We start from the raw sequence: 19773 nt of genomic DNA on the forward strand, positions 1-19773 counted from the left end.
TCGCTGACACGTGCGCAGATGGCGCGGGCGCGTCAGATTTCTTCGACTTCCAGTACACCGCCCAACGACCTGATCGCACCCTTGATCTGCGGGGTCACGGGGAATTCCGCCCCCAGATCGACTTCGACCTCACCGGGCAAGGCAGGGTCCATCAAACATAGATGCACCGGCCCTTTGCCTGCTGTCCGTGCGGCTTTGCGCGCGCCTTCCAACACTTCGGACACGGCTGCAATCGCCTCTGGCGCTTCGATAAAGATGCGCAGGCCCATGCCGCCCACATCCGCCACCGCCATTTCCACAGGTACAACAGAACGCCCCAACAGCTTGAGCTGGTCACTCTCCATCGTGGCCTCAACGGTCACGATTACCTTCGATCCAGCCTCAAGGTGATCGCGCGCCAGCTCCAGCGTGTCCGAAAACAGCGTCACCTCGTAAGCGCCCGTAGGATCGGACAGCTGGGCAAAGGCAAAGCGGTTGCCCCGCGCCGATTTACGCTCCTGCCGCCCTGCGACAATGCCCGCCAGCCGCGCATTCATCGCCCCACGGTCAGCCACTTTTTCGGTCAAGCCATCCAGCGTCAGGAAAGGCACACCACGGTCATTGCCCCACTTGCGGTTCAGCGGCCCCATATAATCGTCCAGCGGATGCCCCGAGAGGTAAAACCCGACGGCCTTGAACTCCTCGGTCAGCCGCTCGGCGGGCAACCAGTCATCACAAGGCATCATGCGCGGCTCGGGCAGATCATCGCCCGCCTCGCCAAACAGCGACACCTGATTCGACGCCTTCTGCTCGTGAATGGCAGCGGAATAGCCTACCAAGGCATCCAGCGCGCCAAACACGCGGCGGCGGTTGGGGTCCAGCACATCAAACGCACCCGATCGCGCCAGCATCTCCAACGGCCGCTTACCCACCCGCTTGAGATCCACGCGTCGCGCCAGATCAAACAGCGTTGCAAAGGGCTTTTCCACACCGTCAACCTTGCGGCCCTCGGTGATCAGCTTCATCGCCTCCACGCCCACATTCTTGAGCGCACCCAGCGCATAGACCAATGCCCCGTCCACAACCTTATACGTCGCACCCGAACGGTTCACACAGGGCGGCACCCAAGGCAGTTCAAGCCGCTTGCGCACTTCCTCGAAATACACGGCCAGCTTGTCGGTCAAATGAATATCGCAATTCATCACACCCGCCATAAACTCGACAGGGTGGTTCGCCTTCAGCCACGCAGTCTGATAGCTGACCACCGCGTACGCCGCCGCGTGGGATTTGTTGAAGCCGTAATTGGCGAATTTCTCCAGAAGGTCAAAAACCTCCTTTGCCTTCTTTTTGTCCACGCCATTGGCCATGGCGCCCTTCTCGAACTTGGGCCGCTCCTTCGCCATCTCCTCGGCGATCTTCTTACCCATCGCACGGCGCAACAGGTCAGCGCCGCCAAGGGAGTAGCCCCCCATGACCTGCGCAATCTGCATAACCTGTTCCTGATAAACAATAATGCCTTGGGTTTCCTCAAGGATATGGTCAATTGACGGATGCACAGACTCGCGCTCTTTCAGCCCGTTCTTTACCTCGCAATAGGTCGGGATATTCTCCATCGGACCGGGGCGGTACAGCGCCACAAGCGCCACAATATCCTCGATACAGTTCGGCTTCATCCGCTTGAGGGCATCCATCATGCCGCTACTTTCCACCTGAAACACCGCAACCGTCTTGGCCGCTGCATACAGCTTATAGGACGCCTCATCATCCAGCGGGATTGTCGAGATATCGTCCATCAACCCCTCTGGCGGCTCGAACAACTCCGTCCCGTCCGCCGCGATGTGCAAATGCCGCCCGCTCGCCTTGATCTGGTCCACTGCATTCTGGATCACCGTCAGCGTTTTCAGACCCAGAAAGTCGAATTTGACCAGCCCCGCCTGCTCCACCCACTTCATGTTGAACTGGGTCGCGGGCATGTCGGATCGCGGATCCTGATAGAGCGGCACCAACTCGTCCAGCGGACGGTCGCCAATCACAACACCCGCCGCGTGAGTGGATGCGTTGCGCAGCAATCCCTCAACCTGCTGGCCATAATCCAGCAACCGCGCCACGATCTCTTCGCTCCGCGCTTCCTCACGGAGCCGAGGCTCATCCGCCAAGGCCTTTTCGATACTGACGGGCTTCACCCCCTCAACAGGGATCATCTTGGACAAACGATCCACCTGTCCATACGGCATCTGCAAAACGCGGCCAATATCGCGCACGGCCGCCTTGGACAGCAACCCGCCAAAGGTGATGATCTGCCCCACCTTGTCGCGCCCGTATTTCTCCTGAACATAGCGGATGACTTCCTCGCGACGGTCCATGCAAAAATCGATGTCGAAATCGGGCATGGATACACGCTCGGGGTTCAAGAACCGCTCGAACAGCAGAGAGTAGCGCAGCGGGTCGAGGTCGGTAATCAACAACGCATAAGCAACCAGTGAGCCCGCACCAGAACCACGACCCGGCCCAACGGGAATCCCCTGATCCTTGGCCCATTTGATGAAATCCGCAACAATCAGGAAGTAGCCGGGAAACCCCATCCCCTCAATGATCCCCAGCTCGAATTCCAGCCGCTCTTCGTAAACCGACACTTCCGCCGCATGCGGAATAATCGCCAGCCGCGCGCGCAGTCCCTCTTGTGCCTGACGGCGCAATTCCGCGACCTCGTCATCGGCAAACTTTGGCAAAATCGGATCACGGCGATAGGCTTGAAACGCACACCGCTTGGCAATCTCGACCGTATTTTCGATGGCTTCGGGCAGGTCCGCAAACAGCGTCACCATCTCGGCCTGAGATTTGAAATAATGCTGCGGCGTCAAGCGGCGGCGGCCCTCCTGCTGATCCACATATGCCCCTTCGGAGATACAGATCAGCGCGTCATGCGCCTCATACATCTTGGACGCAGGGAAATAGACATCGTTCGTCGCCACCAGCGGAATGCCCATCGCATAAGCCATCTCGACAAAACCGCGTTCGCTCAACCGCTCCGCTTCCAGCGCACCGTCCTCACCTGGATGGCGCTGTAACTCTACATACAAACGGTCCCCGAATGCTGCATGCATCTGCACCATCAACGCCTCCGCAGCAGGCCGCTGCCCGTTTTGCAACAACAGGCCGACAGGCCCCATCGGCCCACCCGTCAGACAAATCACATCTTCCGAATGTGCCGCCAATTCCGCCAGCGTCACCTGCGGGATCGCCCCGCCTTTATCCAGATACAGACAGGAGTTGAGCTTCATCAAATGCTCATACCCCCGCTCGCTCTGCGCCAGCAGCACAACAGGCGCTGGCGGGCGCAGCTTCTCTCCGGGTGCGGCAGCCACATACTCCAGATCAACCTGACAGCCGATGATCGGCTGCACCCCCGCCCCCGACATCCCGATGGAGAATTCCAGAGCCGCAAACATGTTGTTCGTATCAGTCAACGCCATCGCAGGCATACCCGCTTTGACGCAGATATCAGGCAGCTTTTTCAGCCGCAGCGCCCCCTCCAGCAAAGAGTATTCGGAATGCGTGCGCAGGTGAATGAATCGGGGGGAATTTGTCATAGCCCCAGCCTAATCGTTATCCGAAAAAGCCTCTACAGGGAAAACAACATATTGCGCCTGATCGGGCAGATACCGCCCCTCATAGGCCCCCGTATCAGAGATGCAGCTGGCATCAATCGTAGTCAGTTTTGCATATTCGTCCATCACCGCCTCCATATCTCCCTCCCCTGTCGGGTCGTTCAGATAAAGCGACGCCGCACCACTGCCGTTTTCATCCTCTACAAAGGCAAACAGGATTGTATTGCGTTGGGTCGGGTCGTCCTTGGGGCGGTAAGCATCCATGATCGGTGATAGATACCCCGTCAAAGATGCTCCCGAGAGGGTGGCAAAAGGGGTATCGACCCGCAAAGGCCGATCGAAATACGTCTGGAACTGTGCGGCCATGGCATGGGTTTCCCCCCGCGCAGCCCAGGCTTCCCAGATCGCCCTGAACCCTGTCGCAATTTCCCAATTTGCAGGACTGATCTGCAATGTGATCCCGTTCAATCCAACCGAAAGATAATCGGTCTCTTCATTTCCCGCCAGATAACGGTCCAGATCAATCTTCATCGGTGGCCGCGAAAAACTTTCGTAATCAAAAACAACAGTGTTGCAGGCCTGTGCATAGCCTGCGGACACGCCGATCAGGGCCAACCCCGCCAAAATCTTGCGCATCCCAACCCTCCAAAGTCACCTACATGCGAGTTAATCATAGCAAACCCCTTGCCAAATCCCAGCCCCGCGCCGTAGCCTCCGAAGCGCCCACCGTTCTACGCCGCATCGAACAGGGCCGCACCAGACATTGGTACCGCGGCGGGGTTTTCCCCATGCACGTCACATTCCACCTCAACGGCTCACCCGTCACGTTGACGGATCCTATCCCCACAACCACGCTTCTCGACTGGCTGCGCGAGGAACGTCATCTGGCAGGCACAAAAGAAGGCTGCAACGAAGGCGACTGCGGCGCTTGCACCGTCATGGTCACTGACCAGACAGGCAACGCGCCACTCAATGCCTGCATCCTTTTCCTGCCGCAACTGCACGGCAAGCACGTCACCACTGTAGAAGGTCTGCGCGCACCCGACGGCGCCCTCCACCCCGTCCAGTCCGAGATGATTACCCACCACGGCAGCCAATGCGGCTTTTGCACGCCAGGCTTTGTCATGAGCATGGCCACCGCCCACCTCAACAACCAGACCGATCACGACACCGTATTGGCGGGCAACCTGTGCCGCTGCACCGGCTACGCCCCCATCGTCCGCGCGGCCATCGCAGCCGAAGCACACCCTGTCCCCGAGCATCTATCTCTCTTGGCCCCAAATCCTCCGGGGGAGCAGCCCGAGGCTGCGGGGGCAGAGCCCCCCACTTTCTACCAGCCAGAGACTATAGACGAGCTTGCCACCCTCTACAGCGCCAATCCCGATGCCACCCTGATCGCGGGCGCCACGGACGTAGGGCTCTGGGTCACGAAACAATTGCGCAGCCTGCCCACACCCGTATTCCTGAACCGTTGCGATGCGCTGCACGGCATCACCCAGACAAAGTCCCACTGGCGCATCGGCGCCATGACAACCATAGCCGAGCTTGAGAGCACCCTCGCCCCCCACCATCCAAGCCTTGGCGTGATGTTGCGCCGCTACGGATCGGCTCAGGTCCGCGCAGCGGCTACATTGGGGGGCAACATCGCCAACGGCTCGCCCATAGGCGATGGCAGCCCTGCAATGATCGCACTCGGGGCCACCCTGCATCTGCGCTGCGGCGACATCCGCCGCACACTCCCGCTTGAGGATTTCTTTATCGCTTATGGCAAACAGAACCGCACCAAAGGCGAGTTCATCGAGGCTGTCAGCCTTCCGAAACAACCCGACACATTGCAGTGCTACAAACTCTCCAAACGATTTGATCAGGACATATCGGCCGTCTGCGGCTGCTTTGCCTTGCCTGTCGCAGATGCCCGTTTCGGCCCTGTCCGCCTTGCTTTTGGCGGCATGGCAGGCACCCCCGCCCGCGCCACCCGCGCCGAGGCTGCCCTCTCGGGCCACCCGATGACAAAAGAAACAATCGGCCATGCCATGCAGGCGCTCGCCACCGATTTCACACCGCTGTCGGATATGCGCGCTTCTGCCGACTACCGGATGCAGGCCGCACAGAACATGCTGCTGCGCGCCTATTATACCCTCATCGGCACCCACACCGACCTTCACGAGGTGCGCCCATGAGCACCGCAAAGCCGCTCCCCCATGATGCAGCCCATCTGCATGTAACAGGGGCCGCACGTTATGTGGATGATATCCCCACGCCCGCAGACACCCTGCACCTCGCCTTTGGCCTGTCTACAGTCGCACATGGCACCATAACCGCACTGCACCTCGACACTGTGCGCGCGCATGCAGGTGTGATCGCCGTGCTGACAGCCGATGATCTCCCCTTTGCCAATGATGTCTCCCCCTCCAACCATGACGAGCCTTTGCTGGCAGACGGCACCGTTCATTACATAGGACAGCCACTGTTTCTGGTTATCGCCACCAGCCATCTGGCCGCCCGCACCGCCGCGCGCTTGGGTGACGTGACCATCGCGCCCGAAACGCCGATACTCACCATTGATGATGCCCTCACCGCCAACAGCAGGTTCGAGGACGGCCCCCGTATCTACACAAAAGGCGATCCCGCCTCTGCCCTGCTCAAATCACAGCACCGACTGACTGGCACGCTACAGATCGGCGGTCAGGAACACTTCTATCTCGAAGGGCAGGCCGCGCTCGCACTTCCGGGGGAGGACGGCGATATGCTCGTCCACAGCTCTACCCAGCACCCCACCGAAATTCAGCACAAAGTGGCCGAAGCCATCGGCCTGCCCATGCACGCCGTGCGGGTCGAAACCCGCCGCATGGGCGGCGGCTTCGGCGGTAAGGAAAGTCAGGGCAACGCGCTCGCCGTGGCCTGTGCACTGGCCGCACGGCACACGCAACAGCCCTGCAAGATGCGCTATGACCGCGATGACGATATGACCATCACGGGCAAACGCCACGACTTCCGCATTACCTACGAAGTCGGCTTTGATGCGTCAGGCCACATCACAGCGCTCGACTTCACCCATTACGCCCGCTGCGGCTGGGCGATGGACCTCAGCTTGCCCGTGGCCGACCGCGCCATGCTGCACGCGGACAATGCCTATCATCTTGACCACATCCGCATTACCTCCCACCGCCTCAGGACCAACACCCAAAGCGCCACCGCCTTTCGCGGCTTTGGCGGCCCCCAAGGGATCGTGGGCATCGAACGGGTGATGGATCACATCGCCACCCGACTGCGGCTTGACCCCCTCGCCGTGCGCCGCGCCAACTTCTACCGCGATAGCGATCTTTGCGCGCCATCCCCCGACACGGCACGGCATACCGCACCCGCCGACGTAGAGGTTGACGGTGATGCCACCAGCAGGGGCGCGCAGGACGCAGCCAAGCGCACACCGGCCCCGGCAGCACCCGAAGAGATCCAGACCACCCCCTACGATCAACCCGTCAACGACTGTATTATAAACGAGCTGACAGACAGGCTTGCCACCAGCGCCGACTACGCCGCCCGCCGCACCGCTGTTACGGATTGGAACGCAAACAACCCGATCCTCAAGCGTGGCATCGCGCTCACCCCTGTCAAATTTGGCATTTCCTTTACCCTTACGCATCTGAATCAGGCAGGCGCATTGGTGCACGTGTACCAAGACGGCTCGGTCCACCTGAACCACGGCGGTACTGAAATGGGTCAGGGTCTGTTCCAGAAAGTCGCCCAAGTCGCCGCCGCCTCTTTTGGCGTACCGCTGGAGCAGATCAAGATCACCGCAACAGATACAGCCAAAGTGCCGAATACCTCCGCCACAGCGGCCAGTTCCGGCACCGATCTAAACGGGATGGCAGTGCTTGCTGCCTGTGAAACCATACGCACCCGTATGTCCGATTGTATTGCCGCGGTGATGGGCTGCCAGCCAGCCGACATCATCTTCAAAGATGGCAATGTCCACGTCGGGACCGATCACACGCTCAGCTTTGCGCAAGCCGCGCAACTGACCTATGAAAACCGCGTCAGCCTCTCGGCTACAGGGTTCTACAAAACCCCCGACATCCAATGGGACCGTATCGCGGGCAAGGGCCGCCCGTTTTTCTACTTTGCTTACGGTGCTGCGATTACCGAGGTGGTGATAGACACGCTCACAGGCGAAAACCGCATCCTGCGCACAGATATACTGCACGATGCAGGCAAGTCCCTGAACCCCGCACTGGATATCGGCCAGATCGAAGGCGGCTATGTTCAGGGCGCAGGCTGGCTCACCACCGAGGAGCTGGTCTGGGACGCGCACGGCGCGCTCAAGACCCACGCGCCTGCCACTTATAAAATCCCCGCCTGCTCGGACCGTCCCGATATTTTCAATGTGGCCCTTTGGGACCAACCCAACCCCGCCCACACCATCTATCGCTCAAAAGCGGTGGGCGAGCCGCCTTTCATGCTGGGCGTCTCCGCGTGGTCGGCACTGGCCGACGCAGTTGCCGCCTGCGGCCCGACCTACGCCGATCTGCAAACCCCTGCTACCGCCGAGGCCGTTCTACGCGCCGTCACAAGGGCCAAAGCCGATGACTGACCCCGCATCAAAAATCTACGTCGAGATCACCGCCACCCGCGGCTCCACACCGCGTGACGCAGGCACGACGATGATCGTCACGCCTACCACCACAAAACAAACGATCGGCGGTGGGGCGCTAGAATACCGCGCCATCACAAAAGCCCGCAAAATCCTTGCCACAGGCGGCACCGAAACATCCGAAACGATCCCTCTCGGCCCCAATCTCGGCCAATGCTGCGGCGGCGCTGTCACCCTGCGCTACACCTACACGCCAAAGCCTCTGTCGCTTGAGTTGGACAGATTCACCGTTCACACCCTCACGCAAAACCGCCCCCACCCCAAACACCTCTGGCTCTGGGGCGCTGGCCACGTTGGCCGCGCCGTCGTAGCTGCCGCCCATCCCCAAGCGTTCAAAATCACTTGGGTCGACAGCAGCGATGACCGCTTCCCCAGCCGCATCTTCAAACATGCGACCAAAACATCCGCCGCCGATATGCCCTTGCTGGCCTCCCGCGCGCCGGAATATGCCCATCATCTCATCTTCACCTACTCCCATGAAATTGATCTGGCACTCTGTGCCGCCCTACTGAAACGGGGCGCCGCCAGCATCGGCCTTATCGGGTCCGAGACGAAACGGGCGCGGTTTTTCAAGCGCCTGCGCGACATGAACCTCGATCCGACCCCCATAATCTGCCCCATCGGGGATAAATCCCTTGGAAAACACCCCGATCAGATTGCACATGGCACCCTACAGGCACTAATGTCCGGCACGCAATCCAAGGCCCTTTCATGACCCAACCGCTGCTGTCCCTCACCGCGCTGACCAAAGCCTACCCCGGCGTGGTCGCAAATGATGATGTCTCGCTGGAAATTGCGGCGGGCGAAGTCCACGCGCTGCTGGGCGAAAACGGTGCGGGCAAATCGACCTTGGTGAAAATGATCTACGGGCTGGTGAAACCCGACAGCGGCCAGATGCAAATGCACGGCGCGCCCTTTGCCCCGTCCGAGCCGCGCGCGGCCCGTGCCGCGGGTGTTGGCATGGTGTTCCAGCACTTTTCGCTTTTCGACGCGATGAGCGTGGCCGAAAATATTGCCCTCGGCATGGAAAACGCCCCGAAGCTAAACGCGCTTTCGGCCAAGATCACAGCTGTGTCCGAGACCTACGGCCTACCACTGTCGCCCGACCGTATCGTCGGTGATCTAAGCGCGGGAGAGCGTCAGCGTGTCGAGATCATCCGCTGCCTGCTGCAAGATCCCAAGCTGCTGATCATGGACGAACCGACCAGCGTTTTAACCCCGCAAGAGGTTGAAATTCTGTTCAAAACCCTGCGCAAACTCAGCGCCGAAGGCACCGCTATTCTGTACATCTCGCACAAGCTGGAAGAAATCCGCACCTTATGTGACAGCGCCACCATCCTGCGTTTGGGCAAAGTCGTCGGCCACTGCACCCCGCGCGAGACAACGGCACGTGATATGGCGGAAATGATGGTGGGCAAGCTGCTGCAAACCCCCACCCGCGCAGGCCACGAAGCTGGCGAAGTTGTGCTGCGCCTCCAAAATCTGAACGCCCCTGCACCCAACACGTTTGGCATGGCGCTCAAAGACATCACTCTGGATCTGCGCGCAGGCGAGGTGCTGGGCATCGGCGGTGTTGCGGGTAACGGGCAGGACGAATTGCTGGCAGCCCTCTCGGGCGAGCGGCGCGTGCCGCGTGGCATGGTGATGTACAAAGGCAGTGACATCGGCCCTCTCGGCCCTACTGCACGGCGCAAGTTGGGCCTTCTCGCTGCGCCCGAAGAACGCATGGGCCACGCGGCTGCCCCCGATATGTCACTGACCGAAAACGCTATGCTCACCGCAGCAACGCGTGAAGGACTGGACCGTGGCGGATTTCTGGACTGGCCCGCCGCGAAACGCTTTGCCGAAAGCGTGATCGAGCGGTTTGATGTCCGCACCCCCGGCCCCCACGCCGCCGCACGCGCCCTGTCGGGCGGGAACCTGCAAAAATACGTCATCGGCCGCGAGGTGATGCAGAAACCAGAAGTCTTTGTCGTCAACCAGCCCACTTGGGGCGTCGATGCCTCGGCTGCTGCCGCGATCCGGCAGGCGCTGCTGGATCTGGCGCAAAACGGTGCGGCCCTGATCGTTATTTCGCAGGATCTGGACGAGTTGATGGAGATCTCGGACAGATTTGCAGCCCTGAATGAAGGCCGTCTGTCCCCGCCCCGCACCGCCAAAGGCATCACGGTGGAAGAGATTGGCCTGATGATGGGGGGTGCCCACGGGATGGAGGTGGCCCATGTGTAGACCCGCAGGATATGAGTTTATAGGAAAAATAAAGAAGCAGGACTTTGTGGCGGAGGACGGCGCATGATTGCATTGGTCAAGCGCCCCGAGCCAAGCCGCGCTTTCTCGCTTGCGGCCCCTGTGCTGGCGGTGCTGGCGACATTTGTGTTTGGGGGATTGCTGTTTGCGCTGCTGGGCAAGGACCCGTTTATCGCGATCAAGACGATTTTCTGGGAGCCGCTGTTTGGCGAATTTGCATTCTTTTACCGCCCCCAGCTTTTGATCAAAGGCGCACCACTGGTGCTGATCGCCATCGGTCTTAGTCTGGGCTTCAAGGCAGGTATCTGGAACATCGGCGCGGAAGGCCAATACATCATGGGCGCGCTTTTTGGTGCGGGCGCAGGTCTGGCGTTTTACCCTCTGGAGAGCGCGCTGGTTTTTCCGCTGATGGTGCTGGCCGGCGCCTTTGGCGGCTGGCTCTGGGCGATGATCCCTGCGGTGCTTAAGGTGAAATTCGGAACCAACGAGATACTTGTGTCCTTGATGCTGGTCTATGTGGCCGAGCAGTTTCTCGCGTCTATGTCACTGGGGTTGATGCGAAACCCCGATGGCATGGGCTTTCCGGGGTCGCGCAACCTGACGCAATATGCCAGTGCGCACAACGCCGATCTGGTTGCGGGATCAGGCATGCATTGGGGTGTGGTCGCTGCCTTTATTGCCGTAATCTTTGCCTATGTACTGCTGGCACGGCACCGCCTGGGCTTTGCCATCCGCGTGACAGGGGACGCACCACGCGCTGCTGCTTTCTCGGGCGTGAACCCTGCACGGCTGGTGCTGTTTTGTCTGGGCATGTCGGGCCTGCTGGCGGGCCTTGCCGGCATGTTCGAAGTGTCCGGCCCCGCGGGACAAGTAACAATTGATTTCAACGTGGGCTACGGTTTCACCGCAATCATCGTGGCGTTTCTGGGGCGTTTGCACCCTGTCGGCATTTTGCTGGCGGGCGGCCTGATGGCGCTGACCTATATTGGTGGCGATATCGCCCAATCCAAGCTCGGCTTGCCTGCTGCTGCCATTCAGGTGTTTCAGGGAATGTTGCTGTTTTTCCTGCTGGCCTTTGATCTGTTTACAAACTACCGGCTCAAATTCGGCCGGACCGAGGTGGCGCAATGATCGACACATATCGCAAGCCTTTGCTCATGGGCGCCTTCATGGGGCTGATGATGATGGCGATGCTTCACCTGATGCTCGCGTCTGAAGGCGAATCTGCCGTCACCGGCGGCGGTGCTGCTCTGGCTGTCTTTCTTGGCGGCCATGTGGCTGTTTTGGCGGCCTTGGGGTTACTTGGCTGGTGGGCGGCACGCTTTTCACCTGCGCTGAGGGACAGGCTGGCAGGCCTCCACAGGCCAACAGCACGCCACATGGGCATCATGTTCGCCGCGGCCCTTGTCTGCGCATCTGTCATACATTTGATCCACCACGGGGGTGTGTAATGGACCTCTCGGCAATCAACCCGATCCTCTTTGTTGCGGGCTTTTTCGTCGCTGCAACGCCGCTGATCTTTGCTGCAATCGGTGAGCTTGTGGTCGAGAAAACAGGCGTGCTCAACCTCGGGGTCGAGGGCATGATGATTATGGGCGCAATCTGCGGCTTTGCCACGGCGGTCGAAACAGGCTCGCCGCTGCTGGGCTTTGTAGCTGCGGCTTTGGGCGGCGCAGCCCTCAGCCTGTTATTCGCTTTTCTAACGCAAATCATGCTGGCCAATCAGGTGGCCTCCGGCCTTGCGCTTACCCTGTTCGGGCTCGGCTTTTCTGCCTTGCTGGGGCAAAGCTATGTCGGGGTTAAGCCGCCGCGTCTGGCGGATGTGAACTTTGGCCCGCTGGCCGATATTCCTGTCATTGGACCAATCTTCTTCAGCCATGATATCATCGTCTATGTCGGTCTTGCGCTGGTCGTGGCTGTCTGGGCAGTGCTGAAATTCACCCGTGCAGGGCTGGTGCTGCGCGCGGTGGGCGAAAACCACGATGCTGCCCATGCGCTGGGGTTCAAGGTCAAGCGTGTGCGTACGCTGGCCATTATGTTCGGCGGGGCCTGTGCGGGTGTGGGCGGTGCCTACATCAGCCTGATCCGCGTTCCGCAATGGACCGAAGGCATGACCGCTGGCGTTGGCTGGATCGCGCTCGCACTGGTTGTATTTGCCTCCTGGCGCGCCTTCCGCGTCCTGCTGGGTGCCTATCTTTTTGGCGGATTGGTTCAATTGCAGCTGAATCTGCAAGGCGCAGGCGTTGCCATTCCTGTGGAATATCTGGCAATGTCCCCCTACGTGATCACTATCGTGGTTCTGGTGTTTCTGTCGCGCTCCCGCAGCGCCGCACCCGGATCATTGGGACGCATATTCCACGCCTCGTCCTGAGGCACACGCTGCTTGAAAACCTATCTGGGGAGACTTCTCACATGACATTCACAAAACGCGCCGCAGCCAAACTACTGCTCGGCACAGCCCTTGCCGCGACAATGGGCACGGCAGCTTTTGCCGATGGCCACGCAAAAACCAAAGTAGGCTTTGTCTATGTCGGCCCCGTGGGCGATGGCGGCTGGACGTACGAGCATGACAAAGGCCGTCTGGCAGTTGAGGCACATTTTGGCGACAAGGTTGAGACAGTGTTCGTCGAATCAGTAGCCGAAGGCCCCGATTCCGAGCGTGTGATGACGCAAATGGCGCTCGACGGTGCCGACCTGATCTTTACGACATCGTTCGGCTATATGGATCCGACCATCAATGTGGCGGCCAAGTTCCCGAACGTTAAGTTCGAGCATGCCACAGGCTACAAACGTGCCGACAACGTCAGCACCTATTCGGCGCGCTTTTATGAGGGCCGTGCCATTCAGGGCCACATCGCGGGCAACATGACCAAGTCCAACATCGTGGGCTACATCGCCTCTTATCCAATTCCGGAAGTTATCCGTGGCATCAACTCTGCCTTCATTCACGCGCGCAAAGTGAACCCCGAAGTCGAGTTCAAGATTGTCTGGGCCTACACATGGTTTGATCCTGCAAAAGAAGCGGACGCAGCCAAGGTTCTGATCGACCAGGGCGCCGACGTGATCTTGCAGCACACCGATTCCACAGCCCCGCAAGCAGCAGCTCAGGAAGCAGGCAATGTAGTCACCTTCGGCCAAGCCTCCGACATGGGCCAATATGCGCCCTTCCCGCGCGTCTCGTCTATCATTGATGATTGGGCACCTTACTATATCGCCCGCACGCAGGCCGTGATGGATGGCACATGGACCTCGACAGACACATGGGACGGTATCGGTCCAGGCATGGTCGGCATTGGTGAAATCTCCGATGCGGTACCTGCGGAGGTCAAAGCCGAAGCACTGGCCATGAAGGCATCATTGGCCGACGGCTCCTACCACGCCTTCACAGGTCCATTGAACAAGCAAGACGGCACACCGTTCCTTGCCGAAGGCGAGACAGCAGATGACGGCACGCTGGCTGGCATGAACTTCTATGTCGAAGGTATTGAGGGCGAAATCCCGCAGTAAGCTGCACCTCACGATCGAATGAAAGAAGGCCCTGCCAAATCGGCGGGGCCTTTTTACGTGCGCGCTTTACACAGGCGGCACCGCCCTGCGCCGCACCGAAATCAGCAACCCGACTGTCAGCAAGACAATCGCCATAATGCTGGTCAGGCTAAACGCTTCCCCCAGGATCAAGAACCCCAGCACCGCGCCACCCCCCGGCACGGCTGCCAAAATCGCCGAGGTGTTCGCCGTCCCGATAGAACGCGACGCATGGGCGATAAACAACAACCCGATCAGGTTAGGCACAAACCCCTGATAGACCGCCTGTAACAAAAGCGGCCCCATCGGCGCCTGCGCCAGCCCAGATGGCAAGAACAGCGCCCAGATCGGCAGGTAAATCACCGCATTTACAATCGTCCCACAGAAAATGATCTGCATCGCGCCCAGCTGCCACCGCTCGGACAAGATCACATAGGTGGCGAAAAACAACGCCCCGACGATAAACAGCATATCTCCGATCCACGTATCCGCGTCACTGGCAATGCTCCCATCCCATGCCAAAACAACCGCCGAAACCAGAATCAATAGCGCGCCGATGCCTTGCCGCAGGCTTGGCGTTCGGCGAAACAGCACAAGCGCAAACACGATGCTGATTAGGGGCAAGACCCCGTTCATAAAAATCCCGCCGTGGGCAGCAGGTGCGTATAGAAACGCCGAGAAAACGGCGATGATGTAAACAGGTCCCAGAATGAACGACAGCACAGCGATCTGTACCCACCGCAGCCCGCGCCACGGCTTGTAATACAAACACAATGGCAGCGCGATGATCGAGGCCAACCCGTACCGCATCGCAGCCAGATCATAGACCGTCAGCCCGCTGCCCTCTGCCACACGGCTGACAATCAGCCAGAATGACCAGACAAAAACAATAGTCCATGCGGCAGCATAGCCTGTAAACTGTGGGGAAAGCCGATTGAGCATGCAGACTGCGCCAGACATTATCTATGGGGAATGTCCCACATCTTCTCAGTATGGTCTGACGTTCCGAGAAACAAGCACGCCGCCACGCGTCAGCCCATGGGATAACTTCCGTCAGGGCCATGCACTTCGTTCCCCTCCAGCGCAGGCAAAAACACACAAATCAGATGCAGCGCATCACCACCAGACGGCACACGCACTTCGTGTCGATCATGGGCGTCAGGCGCATAAAGCACCCCTGCGGAAATTGGGTGCACCTTGCCAGAGGCAAGCTCCACTACCTCCCCCGCGCCACCGATACAGTAACACGCCTCGATGTGGTGTTTGTATTGCAGGCGCAGCACCGCCCCGGGCAATACCTGCGTTTCCGTCATGGAAAACCCCATCCCGTCACTACGCACAAGCAGCCGCAAACTCGTCCAGCCCTCGCCACTGGCATCCCGCGCAGTGCCCTGCAATTCGGCCCTATCCGCAATAATCATCCTGATCCTCCCGTTACGTCACGCCCACATTGCCCCGCTTTGCACAGCCAGACAAACCCCCTAAACTGTCTGCTATGATAAAACTCCATCACCTCAACAGGTCCCGCTCGCTCCGCATTCTCTGGCTCTTGGAAGAAATCGGGGAGCCGTATGAATTCGTCCTGCACGAACGTGATGTGAAAACCAATCTCGCGCCGCCTGCCCTGCTGGCACTGCACCCGCTGGGCAAATCCCCCATGCTTGAGATGGACAGCGAGATTATCATTGAAAGTGCTGCCATCACCGAGATCCTGTGCGCCAAATACGCCCCGCAGATGATCCCGCCCGCAGGCACCCCCGCGCATATCCGCCACCTGGAAGCGATGCATTTTGCCGAAGGCTCCGCCATGACGCCGGTCCTGCTCAACCTCTATGTCAGCAAACTGGGCGAGGCAGGCGCGCCGCTGCACCCGCGCATCACCTCCGAGCTGGACAACCATTTCGCCTATATGGAAAGCATCCTGCGCCCCTCGGGCCACTTCGTCATGGATGATCTAAGTGCTGCTGACATCATGCTCAGCTTTCCAGCGCAGATCGCCATGCGTCTGGAACGCCGTGCGCAATACCCAAAACTCGCCGCTTTCGTAGATATGGTCGAGGCCCGCCCCGCCTACAAGCGGGCGGTTGAAAAAGGCGGCGTTTAACGCGCTGTAAACTGTTGCGCCCGCGCGCCCTGTTCATCCCGCGCATTTTGCCCAAACGGCACACGGGGGGTGTACAGGGAGTGTACGCAGTCTGCACGCCCCGCACCCCCCTAATTTCCCAACAAACTAGGGCTTTAACGCCTGAGTCGCACAGATGTCTCCGTGCGCCCCCTTTCCCGTTGCGCGCGCGGTGCCTCCGTGCCAGAAATTCGGCATGACACATCCCCTTTCCAGCCTTGATGGCACCCCCGCCAGCCGCCTTGTCTTTGGTACCATGCAATTCGGCGGCGGCGCTGATCCGGACGCCTCGCGCGCCATGTTCGACGCCGCGTTGGCAGCAGGCATCACCCATTTCGATACCGCCCATGTCTATACGGGTGGCGCGTCCGAGACACTGCTGGGCCAGATGATCAAACCCTACCGCGAGCGGCTCGTCATCGCCACCAAAGCGGCCTACGAAGGCGGTGCGTCAGCCCACAATATCACCACCTCTGCCGAGACATCGCGCCAACGCATCGGGACCGATGTGCTTGACGTACTCTACCTGCACCGCTTTGACCCCGACACCGATATGCATGAGAGTTTCGAGGCCCTTGCAGCCCTGAAAACAAAGGGAATTATCCGCGCTGTCGGCATCTCGAACTTCGCCGCATGGCAGGCTGTCAAGGCCGCTGGGATTGCTGCAAAGTTCGATTTGACCCTTGATCTGATCCAGCCAATGTACAGCGTGGTCAAACGTCAGGCCGAGGTTGAGATCCTGCCCATGGCCGCTGACCTCGGTATGCTCTGCGCGCCCTATTCGCCCCTTGGTGGCGGGTTGCTCACAGGGAAGTACGCCAGCGGCGGCACAGGCCGTCTGACCGAGGACAGCCGCTATGCAGCGCGCTATAATTTCGACTATATGCACAGCGCGGCCGCGACCCTGTCAGACATCGCTGCGCGTGAAGGGGTACATCCCGCCACACTCGCTGTGGCATGGGCCGCCGCACACCCCACGGCGCCTACCCCCATTATCTCTGGCCGCTCGGCCAGCCAGCTAGAGCCATCACTGGCCGCAATGGAATATGAAATGAAATCAGACCTGTACACCGAGATGGCCGCACTTGTCCCGCCCCCTCCACCCGCCACAGACAGGGCAGAAGAACAATGAGCGACATCATCGTCATCGGCGGCGGCATCGCGGGTCTGTCCGCCGCGGCACGCCTTTCTGCAGACGCCCGCGTGACCGTGCTGGAGATGGAGAGCGCCACGGGCTATCACGCCTCCGGCCGCTCAGCCGCGCTGATCGAGGAAAACTACGGTGCGCCCTCGGTACAGGCCCTCAACAAAGCGAGCATGGGACATTTCGAGGACGGTAAATACCTGACCCAGCGCGGCCTGCTGATAGTAGCCCAAGCCGATGATACAGAAGCATTTAATCACGATCTGGATCATATGGGTGTTCATGCAATATCGCCGTCCGAAGCATTGGACATGGTCCCTATCCTCGACCCCGCCAAGGTCGCCCACGCAGGCTATCACGCCGAAGCGTTTGACATCGACACCGACCGTCTGATGCAGGACTTTATCCGCACCATCCGTGCAGGCGGCGGGCAGGTCATCACCGATGCCACCGTGACCGAGATACGCCAAGACAGCCACGGCTGGCACATCCGCGCAGGCGGCGAATACAGCGCACCCACCCTCGTCAACGCGGCAGGCGCATGGGCTGATCTGGTGGCGGGTATCGCGGGTGTCACACCGCTGGGGATCATTCCCCATCGCCGCTCCATGGCGCGGCTCGCCGCACCGGGCGGGCATGACACAACGCGCTGGCCGATGTTCTTTGGCACAGGCGAAAGCTGGTATGCCAAACCTGACGCAGGCGCGCTGCTTGTCTCTCCCGCGGAGGAGGTTGCGACCCACCCGCACGACGCATATGCCGACGACATGACACTGGCCGAAGGTCTTGATCGCTATGAACAAATGGTGATGCATCCCGTTACCAAACCCGTCGCCACATGGGCAGGACTGCGCAGCTTTGCCCCCGACCGCACGCTTGTGCTGGGCCGTGACCCCGACGTACCCGAGTTCGTCTGGTGCGCGGGTCAGGGCGGCTATGGCTTCCAGACTTCGCCCGCCGCCTCCACCTTTTTGGCTGATCTGGTCATGGGCCGTGCGCCTGCGCTCGATGCTACTACGGTCGCAGCATTACGCCCCGACAGGCTGCGCCTGTGACGTCGCTTCCGCCCAGCGCCAGCGTGGCGACACAGACGACAGGTGGCAAGCTTTGCGCGCCTTCTGCGCTGCGCAATGCACCTGTCATCACTGCCCTCCTGCGCGACGTCGCTCCCCCCGCTGGCCGCGCGCTCGAGATTGCCTCGGGCACAGGCCAGCACATCACCGCACTTGCCGCGGCCATTCCACAAATTTCTTGGCACCCCAGCGAAATCGCAGCCGACCGTATCGCCAGCATAGACGCATACGCAGCCGAGGCCGCGCTCGACAATCTGCATCCCGCGCAAGTGCTGGACGCAAGCCAGTCGGGCTGGTCAACCGAACATCGACCTTACGACATGATTTATATGGGAAATCTGCTGCATCTGATCTCGCAAGTTGCCGCATCCACCCTCCTGTCAGAGGCCGCAAAGGCGCTGACACCAACAGGCACATTCGTCGTCTACGGCCCCTTTATGCGATCAGGTCAGCTGACCTCTGAAGGGGATGCAAAATTCCATGCAGAGCTTCATGCCGCGGACCCAACAATCGGCTACAAGGACGATCAATGGGTCAAACAGATGCTGACGCACGCCGGACTTGCGGCTATCGTCATACAAGACATGCCTGCCAACAACCTCGCCTTCATTGCCCAACGGGAGCTTTCATGACCCTGCGCACCACATTCGCCCTGATGCTGATTGCCGTCCTTACTGCCTGTGGCGGCGGTGGAACAAGCGATGTCGCTGCCCCGCTGGGCACCCCGATCGCACCCAACTTTCGCGATGCGGACCCCGTTGATTTCAAAGGGCAAAAGCCAGCGCGCTTTCCCGTCCACGGCATTGATGCGGCACGGTTCCAGAAAAGTATCAACTGGTCCCAAGCGCGCCGCAACGGTGTGAACTTTACCTTTCTCAAAGCCACAGAAGGCGGCGATTTGCTGGACCCTGCTTTCAAGGATCACTGGCGCAGCGCAGGTCGTGCCGGCGTAGCACGGGGCGCGTATCATTTCTATTATTTCTGCACCACACCCGAAGTTCAGGCGCGTTGGTTCATCCGCAACGTCCCCAAATCAAAGGGCATGCTGCCCCCTGTGCTGGACATGGAGTGGAACCCGTTTTCACCCACCTGCGCCCATCGCAGGCCCGAGGCGTCCGTTGTACAAGACGAGATGCGCCGCTGGTTGCGGATCGTTGAGGCGCATTACGGTCAGCGCCCGATCATCTATACCACACCAAGGTTTTACAAAGAAAATAAGCTAAGCAATTTCAATGGCTACGAATACTGGCTACGCACCACGGCGAAAACCCCGCGTGAGGCTTATCCGCGTCAAAGCTGGCGCTTTTGGCAGTATTCTGCAACGGGTCTGATCGACGGTATCGCGGGTGAGGTCGATCTCAACGCGTTCAACGGCAGCCGTGCGGAATGGAACGCTTGGTTGGCTGCCCGCACGCATCCCTAGT

The 19773-nt window shown here is 59.9% G+C and carries 17 protein-coding genes; 13 read left to right on the forward strand and 4 right to left on the reverse strand.

The genetic code is table 11. The annotated features are described in order from the left end of the window. Nucleotides 1–32 precede the first annotated feature (32 nt). Nucleotides 33–3569, reverse strand: a complete 3537-nt coding sequence (gene dnaE, locus Q0903_RS12850) for a DNA polymerase III subunit alpha (RefSeq protein ID WP_299415917.1) — start codon at nucleotides 3567–3569, stop codon at nucleotides 33–35. Nucleotides 3570–3578: 9 nt separating this feature from the next. Beyond that, nucleotides 3579–4223 (reverse strand): hypothetical protein, encoded by a 645-nt coding sequence (locus Q0903_RS12855; protein WP_299415920.1) that lies wholly within the window; start codon nucleotides 4221–4223, stop codon nucleotides 3579–3581. A 152-nt stretch (nucleotides 4224–4375) separates the two neighbouring features. Here Q0903_RS12855 and xdhA point away from each other — a divergent pair, with 152 nt between their 5' ends. The 8 genes from xdhA to Q0903_RS12895 all read left to right on the forward strand — a co-directional run bounded on the left by xdhA (nucleotide 4376) and on the right by Q0903_RS12895 (nucleotide 13992). Then, complete coding sequence (xdhA, locus tag Q0903_RS12860) at nucleotides 4376–5767, forward strand: xanthine dehydrogenase small subunit (RefSeq protein WP_299416088.1); 1392 nt, start codon at nucleotides 4376–4378, stop codon at nucleotides 5765–5767. Beyond that, nucleotides 5764–8178 carry a xanthine dehydrogenase molybdopterin binding subunit gene (gene xdhB / locus Q0903_RS12865; RefSeq protein ID WP_299415923.1) on the forward strand — a complete coding sequence of 805 codons (2415 nt, stop codon included), beginning with the start codon at nucleotides 5764–5766 and terminating at the stop codon, nucleotides 8176–8178. The genes xdhA and xdhB overlap by 4 nt, the downstream gene beginning before the upstream one ends. After that, nucleotides 8171–8953, forward strand: a complete 783-nt coding sequence (xdhC, locus tag Q0903_RS12870) for a xanthine dehydrogenase accessory protein XdhC (RefSeq protein ID WP_299415925.1) — start codon at nucleotides 8171–8173, stop codon at nucleotides 8951–8953. The genes xdhB and xdhC overlap by 8 nt, the downstream gene beginning before the upstream one ends. Then, nucleotides 8950–10467, forward strand: a complete 1518-nt coding sequence (locus Q0903_RS12875; protein ID WP_299415927.1) for an ABC transporter ATP-binding protein — start codon at nucleotides 8950–8952, stop codon at nucleotides 10465–10467. Before xdhC ends, Q0903_RS12875 begins: the two co-directional genes overlap by 4 nt. A 63-nt stretch (nucleotides 10468–10530) precedes the next feature. Then, nucleotides 10531–11616 carry an ABC transporter permease gene (locus Q0903_RS12880; RefSeq protein WP_299415929.1) on the forward strand — a complete coding sequence of 362 codons (1086 nt, stop codon included), beginning with the start codon at nucleotides 10531–10533 and terminating at the stop codon, nucleotides 11614–11616. Next, complete coding sequence (locus Q0903_RS12885; protein WP_299027898.1) at nucleotides 11613–11936, forward strand: hypothetical protein; 324 nt, start codon at nucleotides 11613–11615, stop codon at nucleotides 11934–11936. The genes Q0903_RS12880 and Q0903_RS12885 overlap by 4 nt, the downstream gene beginning before the upstream one ends. Then, nucleotides 11936–12856, forward strand: coding sequence for an ABC transporter permease (locus tag Q0903_RS12890; protein WP_299027895.1), 921 nt, complete (start codon nucleotides 11936–11938; stop codon nucleotides 12854–12856). Before Q0903_RS12885 ends, Q0903_RS12890 begins: the two co-directional genes overlap by 1 nt. Before the next feature lie 101 nt (nucleotides 12857–12957). After that, nucleotides 12958–13992 carry a BMP family ABC transporter substrate-binding protein gene (locus tag Q0903_RS12895; RefSeq protein ID WP_299029793.1) on the forward strand — a complete coding sequence of 345 codons (1035 nt, stop codon included), beginning with the start codon at nucleotides 12958–12960 and terminating at the stop codon, nucleotides 13990–13992. A 66-nt stretch (nucleotides 13993–14058) separates the two neighbouring features. Here the strand turns inward: Q0903_RS12895 and Q0903_RS12900 are convergent, their stop codons facing one another. Continuing rightward, complete coding sequence (locus Q0903_RS12900) at nucleotides 14059–14952, reverse strand: DMT family transporter (protein ID WP_299415932.1); 894 nt, start codon at nucleotides 14950–14952, stop codon at nucleotides 14059–14061. Between the two features lie 89 nt (nucleotides 14953–15041). Beyond that, the gene (locus Q0903_RS12905) at nucleotides 15042–15431 is read right to left on the reverse strand and encodes an ectoine synthase (RefSeq protein ID WP_299415935.1); all 390 of its coding nucleotides are present in this window, start codon (nucleotides 15429–15431) and stop codon (nucleotides 15042–15044) included. A gap of 74 nt (nucleotides 15432–15505) precedes the next feature. On the opposite strand from Q0903_RS12905, the gene Q0903_RS12910 reads away from it, so the two are divergent. The 5 genes from Q0903_RS12910 to Q0903_RS12930 all read left to right on the forward strand — a co-directional run bounded on the left by Q0903_RS12910 (nucleotide 15506) and on the right by Q0903_RS12930 (nucleotide 19772). Next, entirely contained in the window at nucleotides 15506–16114 is a 609-nt protein-coding gene (locus Q0903_RS12910; protein WP_299415937.1) for a glutathione S-transferase, read from the forward strand. Nucleotides 16115–16328: 214 nt separating this feature from the next. After that, nucleotides 16329–17264 carry an aldo/keto reductase gene (locus tag Q0903_RS12915; RefSeq protein WP_299415940.1) on the forward strand — a complete coding sequence of 312 codons (936 nt, stop codon included), beginning with the start codon at nucleotides 16329–16331 and terminating at the stop codon, nucleotides 17262–17264. After that, a complete protein-coding gene (locus tag Q0903_RS12920) occupies nucleotides 17261–18331 on the forward strand; it encodes an FAD-dependent oxidoreductase (protein WP_299415943.1) in 1071 nt (356 codons plus the stop codon). The genes Q0903_RS12915 and Q0903_RS12920 overlap by 4 nt, the downstream gene beginning before the upstream one ends. Then, the gene (locus tag Q0903_RS12925; protein ID WP_299415946.1) at nucleotides 18328–18981 is read left to right on the forward strand and encodes a DUF938 domain-containing protein; all 654 of its coding nucleotides are present in this window, start codon (nucleotides 18328–18330) and stop codon (nucleotides 18979–18981) included. The genes Q0903_RS12920 and Q0903_RS12925 overlap by 4 nt, the downstream gene beginning before the upstream one ends. Continuing rightward, nucleotides 18978–19772 (forward strand): GH25 family lysozyme, encoded by a 795-nt coding sequence (locus tag Q0903_RS12930; protein ID WP_299415949.1) that lies wholly within the window; start codon nucleotides 18978–18980, stop codon nucleotides 19770–19772. Before Q0903_RS12925 ends, Q0903_RS12930 begins: the two co-directional genes overlap by 4 nt. Nucleotide 19773 lies beyond the last annotated feature (1 nt).

The sequence above is a fragment of the uncultured Sulfitobacter sp. genome, from assembly GCF_947502895.1.
Classification (GTDB): Bacteria; Pseudomonadota; Alphaproteobacteria; order Rhodobacterales; family Rhodobacteraceae; genus Sulfitobacter.

Bases quoted from the DNA above. Each gene is read 5' to 3' on its own strand.
- dnaE (WP_299415917.1), bottom strand. From the start codon at position 3,569: ATGACAAATTCCCCCCGATTCATTCACCTGCGCACGCATTCCGAATAC.
- Q0903_RS12855 (WP_299415920.1), bottom strand. From the start codon at position 4,223: ATGCGCAAGATTTTGGCGGGGTTGGCCCTGATCGGCGTGTCCGCAGGC.
- xdhA (WP_299416088.1), top strand. From the start codon at position 4,376: ATGCACGTCACATTCCACCTCAACGGCTCACCCGTCACGTTGACGGAT.
- xdhB (WP_299415923.1), top strand. From the start codon at position 5,764: ATGAGCACCGCAAAGCCGCTCCCCCATGATGCAGCCCATCTGCATGTA.
- xdhC (WP_299415925.1), top strand. From the start codon at position 8,171: ATGACTGACCCCGCATCAAAAATCTACGTCGAGATCACCGCCACCCGC.
- Q0903_RS12875 (WP_299415927.1), top strand. From the start codon at position 8,950: ATGACCCAACCGCTGCTGTCCCTCACCGCGCTGACCAAAGCCTACCCC.
- Q0903_RS12880 (WP_299415929.1), top strand. From the start codon at position 10,531: ATGATTGCATTGGTCAAGCGCCCCGAGCCAAGCCGCGCTTTCTCGCTT.
- Q0903_RS12885 (WP_299027898.1), top strand. From the start codon at position 11,613: ATGATCGACACATATCGCAAGCCTTTGCTCATGGGCGCCTTCATGGGG.
- Q0903_RS12890 (WP_299027895.1), top strand. From the start codon at position 11,936: ATGGACCTCTCGGCAATCAACCCGATCCTCTTTGTTGCGGGCTTTTTC.
- Q0903_RS12895 (WP_299029793.1), top strand. From the start codon at position 12,958: ATGGGCACGGCAGCTTTTGCCGATGGCCACGCAAAAACCAAAGTAGGC.
- Q0903_RS12900 (WP_299415932.1), bottom strand. From the start codon at position 14,952: ATGCTCAATCGGCTTTCCCCACAGTTTACAGGCTATGCTGCCGCATGG.
- Q0903_RS12905 (WP_299415935.1), bottom strand. From the start codon at position 15,431: ATGATTATTGCGGATAGGGCCGAATTGCAGGGCACTGCGCGGGATGCC.
- Q0903_RS12910 (WP_299415937.1), top strand. From the start codon at position 15,506: ATGATAAAACTCCATCACCTCAACAGGTCCCGCTCGCTCCGCATTCTC.
- Q0903_RS12915 (WP_299415940.1), top strand. From the start codon at position 16,329: ATGACACATCCCCTTTCCAGCCTTGATGGCACCCCCGCCAGCCGCCTT.
- Q0903_RS12920 (WP_299415943.1), top strand. From the start codon at position 17,261: ATGAGCGACATCATCGTCATCGGCGGCGGCATCGCGGGTCTGTCCGCC.
- Q0903_RS12930 (WP_299415949.1), top strand. From the start codon at position 18,978: ATGACCCTGCGCACCACATTCGCCCTGATGCTGATTGCCGTCCTTACT.